The sequence below is a fragment of the Isoptericola sp. NPDC057391 genome, assembly GCF_042668085.1.
Lineage (GTDB): Bacteria > Actinomycetota > Actinomycetes > Actinomycetales > Cellulomonadaceae > Isoptericola.
On record NZ_JBHVBO010000265.1, the window covers coordinates 1 to 4,140 of the forward strand.

At 76.6% G+C, this 4,140-nt stretch carries 4 protein-coding genes; 2 read left to right on the forward strand and 2 right to left on the reverse strand.

Translation table 11 applies throughout. The features are described 5' to 3' along the window. Nucleotides 1-1,196, reverse strand: a 1,196-nt coding sequence (locus ACFUVW_RS19910; protein ID WP_430573029.1) for a UvrD-helicase domain-containing protein, incomplete at its 3' end; no start/stop codon positions are given. 251 nt (nt 1,197-1,447) lie between these two features. On the opposite strand from ACFUVW_RS19910, the gene ACFUVW_RS19915 reads away from it, so the two are divergent. Continuing rightward, the gene (locus ACFUVW_RS19915; RefSeq protein WP_430573030.1) at nt 1,448-1,672 is read left to right on the forward strand and encodes a DUF3107 domain-containing protein; all 225 of its coding nucleotides are present in this window, start codon (nt 1,448-1,450) and stop codon (nt 1,670-1,672) included. 6 nt (nt 1,673-1,678) lie between these two features. On the opposite strand, the gene ACFUVW_RS19920 is transcribed toward ACFUVW_RS19915, so the two are convergent. Next, nucleotides 1,679-2,350 carry a ferritin-like fold-containing protein gene (locus ACFUVW_RS19920; protein ID WP_430573031.1) on the reverse strand — a complete coding sequence of 224 codons (672 nt, stop codon included), beginning with the start codon at nt 2,348-2,350 and terminating at the stop codon, nt 1,679-1,681. Nucleotides 2,351-2,665: 315 nt separating this feature from the next. Here ACFUVW_RS19920 and ACFUVW_RS19925 point away from each other — a divergent pair. Then, nucleotides 2,666-4,140 (forward strand): DEAD/DEAH box helicase (locus ACFUVW_RS19925; protein WP_430573032.1); only part of this gene is annotated, 1,475 nt, incomplete at its 3' end.

The window sequence follows — 4,140 nt, forward strand, 5'->3', positions numbered from 1 at the left end:
GCGCCGTCGTCCTCGGCCGGGTCGTACGCCCCAGCCCTCGCCCGGCCGTCGCCGTCCACGGCGCCCGGGTCGGCGTCGGCCTCCGGCCGCAGGCCGGCGCCGCGGTGCAGCGCACCGGAGACGGTCGCGATGCGCGACGTCACGGCACGCGTCACCGCCCGCAGCCCCTCCGGCTGCCGCCACGCCGTGCCCAGCACGACGGTGCGCGCGTCGAACGCGCCGACGACCCCGGCCCGCGCCGGCGCCGCGGCCCGCCCGACCAGCCCCGGAGACGCGCCGCGGAACCCCTGCACCGCAGAGTCCGGGTCCGCCAGCAGCACGAGGCGCGCGCCCGCGTCGTGCAGCACGTGCAGCAGCCGCGCGGTGGCGACCGTCGCCTCCTGGTAGTCGTCCACGACGACGAGGTCCCAGGACGGCCGCGGCACGTCCGGCAGCTCGTCGTCCCAGCCCGCGAGCGCGTGCGCCGCCTCGTCGATCACGCCGGCAGGGTCGTACCGGGCGCCGGCGTCCGGGGTGCCGAGGCGCAGCGTCGTGACGTCCAGGTACTCCTCGTAGAGCTGCGCGGCGAGCACCCACTCGGGACGGTCGTGCCGCCGGCCGAGCTCGTCGAGCTCCACGGGCCCCAGCCCCCGCTCCGCCGCGCGCATGAGCAGGTCGCGCAGCTCCTGGCGCAGCCCGCGCAGGCCGAGCGACTCCTCCGGCAGCCCCGCCGGCAGCACGAGGTCGGTGCCCTCCCCCGACAGGTGGCCCTCGAGCAGCTCGGCCAGCACCAGGTCCTGCTCCGGCCCGGAGACCAGCGTGGGCACCGCGTCGCCGTGCGCCGCCGCCCGGGCCCGCAGCACCGCGAACGCCGCCGACGCGGGCGTGCGCACCATCGGCGCCCCGACGGTGCGGCCCGCGCGCGCGGTCACCTCGTCCCGCAGCCGCGCCGCCGACCGGCGCGACGCCGCAAGCACCAGCACGCGCGACGGGTCGATGCCCGGCGCGCCGTCCTCGCCGCGCATGGCCCGCACCGCAGCCGTCGTCGCGACCGTCGTCCGGCCCGTGCCCGGCGCGCCGACCACGAGCGTGACGTCGCCCTCGAGCGAGGCAGCGACCGCGGCCTCCTGCGTCGCGTCCAGCACGACGTCGGCGTTCGCGACCTCGGCAGGCTCCGGCACCACGAGGCGCACGGCGGGAGAGGCGGCTGACGTCACGGGACCGATTCGACCATGCCCCACCGACAGCCCCACCGACAGCCCCACCGACAGCCCCGCCGACCCGACCGTCGGGCCCCGCGCGACCGGCAGTTTCACCCTCCGCTGACAAACGCCGTCCGAGCCGGTCGCGGCGCGCGGCCGTGGCTAGGATCGTTCGGGACGTCCGGGATGACCGGGATCGACAGCGGCCGGCAGACGGCCGACAGACGCGCGCCGGCACGACCGGCGCGGCTCGCGAAGGAGACAACGTGGAGATCACGATCGGTGTGCAGAACCTGGCCCGCGAGCTGGTCGTCGAGACCGACCAGACGGCGGAGGACGTGACCGCCGCGGTGCGCAGCGCGATCGCCGACGGGGGGCTCCTGGAGCTGACCGACTCGCGGGGGCGCACCATCCTCGTCCCGACCGCCACGATCGGCTACGTCGAGGTGGGCGCCACCGAGCAGCCCCGGGTGGGCTTCGGCGCCCTCTGACGGGCGTCAGGCGGCGAGGCCCAGGCGGTCCATCCGGCGCGTGTGCTCCGCGGTGAGCCGCGACACGAGCCACGCCTGCGCGGACGCGCCGCCTTCGTCGGCGACCTCCCGTGCGCGGGCGGCCAGCGCGGCCAGCGGCGGGTGCGCCGCGAGCAGCACGGGCACGAGCCCCAGCGCCTCGCCGACGACGCGCCGCCCCCACAGCGCCAGGCGGGCGGCGAGCACGCCGTCCGCCGCGGCGGCCGCCGCCAGGACGGCGGTCGCCGGGTCGTCGCGGCGAGGCTCGCCCACCGCGGCCACGAAAGCCGTGGCGCCGGCGGGCAGCCCGGCGGCGAGCTCGCGGCACAGGTCCTGCGCGACGCCGAGCCCCACGACGCTCTTGAGCAGCCCCTCCGCCCAGCCCGACGGCACCGTGCGGGCGTCGAAGTCCGCGAGCACACCGTCGAAGGGCGCCATCGCCGCGGCCGCGCCCCCGGCTCCGGTGGCGGTGAGGCCGAGCAGCCGCTGCTGACGGTCGAGCGACTCCCCCGCCGCCGTCGCGAGCGTCTGGCGGGCGGCGAGGTCCGGCGCGTCCACCGACCGGGCCGCGAGCAGCCCGAACGCGGCCAGCTCCGTGTAGGCCGCGAGCCCCACGAGCGTCGTCAGGGCGGGGTCCGGGGTGCTTCGCTGCTGGCTCACGCGCCCAGGATAGGGGCGCCGGCCGGTCGCGCCGCCGGGTCTCCACCGTGTCCCCGCCGTGTCCCGCTCGGTGTCGCGCCCCCGTCGCGTACCATGGGGGAGTACTTCGGTTGCCCGGTCGTCACGCTATGGGTCTTCATGCATCGACTCGGCCGCTGCGGCTCGGCGGGACCCCCGCGGGCCTGAGCGACGTTCTTCCGCGATCGGCTGCCGACCACCTCGGCGCTCCTTGCGACCCGAACACGGCCCGTCGCCGGACCTCCGGCACGATCGGGAGCCCGGTTCGCGCGCGCCGACGAGCAGACGAAGGTACCCGTGACCACGACCGACCCCGCCGCCACCGCGGCCCCCACGACGCCCGCCGCCGGCGAGCCCGACTACTCCACCCCCGCCGCCATCCAGGCGCAGGACGTGTCCTTCGCGGACTTCGGGGTGCGCCCCGAGATCGTCGAGGCCCTGCGCGAGTCCGGCATCACCCACCCCTTCCCCATCCAGGCGATGACGCTGCCGGTGGCGCTGCAGGGGCACGACATCATCGGCCAGGCCAAGACCGGCACGGGCAAGACCCTCGGCTTCGGCGTGCCGCTGCTGCACCGCGTCGTCGCGCCGGGCGAGCCCGGCTTCGACGAGCTGCCCGCCCCGGGCAAGCCCCAGGCCCTCGTCGTCGCGCCGACCCGCGAGCTCGCCGTCCAGGTCGCGAACGACCTCGCCACGGCGTCGAAGAAGCGCTCCGTGCGCATCGCGCAGATCTACGGCGGCCGCGCGTACGAGCCGCAGATCGAGATGCTGAACCACGGCGTCGAGGTCGTCGTCGGCACGCCGGGCCGCATGGTCGACCTGCTCAACCAGGGCCACCTCAACCTCACCCGCGCGGCCACGGTCGTGCTGGACGAGGCGGACGAGATGCTCGACCTGGGCTTCCTGCCCGACGTCGAGAAGATCCTCGCCCGCACGCCCGCGGTGCGGCACACGATGCTGTTCAGCGCGACGATGCCCGGCCCGGTCGTCTCGATGGCCCGCCGCTACATGTCGCAGCCGACGCACATCCGCGCGGCCGACCCGGACGACGGCGGCGCGACCGTGAAGAACACCCGCCAGGTCGTCTACCGCGCCCACGCGCTCGACAAGGTCGAGGTGCTCGCGCGCCTGCTGCAGGCCGAGGGCCGCGGCCGCACGATCGTCTTCGCTCGCACGAAGCGCACCGCCGCGAAGGTGTCCGACGAGCTGCGCGACCGCGGCTTCGCCGCCGGCGCCATCCACGGCGACCTGGGCCAGGGCGCCCGCGAGCAGGCGCTGCGCGCCCTGCGGCACGGCAACATCGACGTGCTCGTGGCCACCGACGTCGCGGCCCGCGGCATCGACGTCGACGACGTCACGCACGTCGTCAACTACCAGTGCCCCGAGGACGAGCGCACCTACCTGCACCGCATCGGCCGCACCGGCCGTGCGGGCAACAAGGGCACCGCCGTCACGTTCGTCGACTGGGACGACGTCCCGCGCTGGCAGATGATCGACCGCACGCTCGACCTGGGCTTCCCCGAGCCCGTCGAGACGTACTCGAGCTCCCCGCACCTGTTCACCGACCTCGGCATCCCCGAGGGCACCAAGGGCCGTCTGCCCAAGGACAAACAGCAGCTCGGCGGCCTGGAGGCCGAGGAGCTCGAGGACCTCGGCGAGACGGGCAAGCGGCACAGCTCGTCGGGCCCGCGCGACGGACAGCGCGGAGGCCAGCGCGGCGGTCGCGACGGCGGGCGCCGGGACGGCGGCTCGCGCGGCGGGCGGGGCGGCGC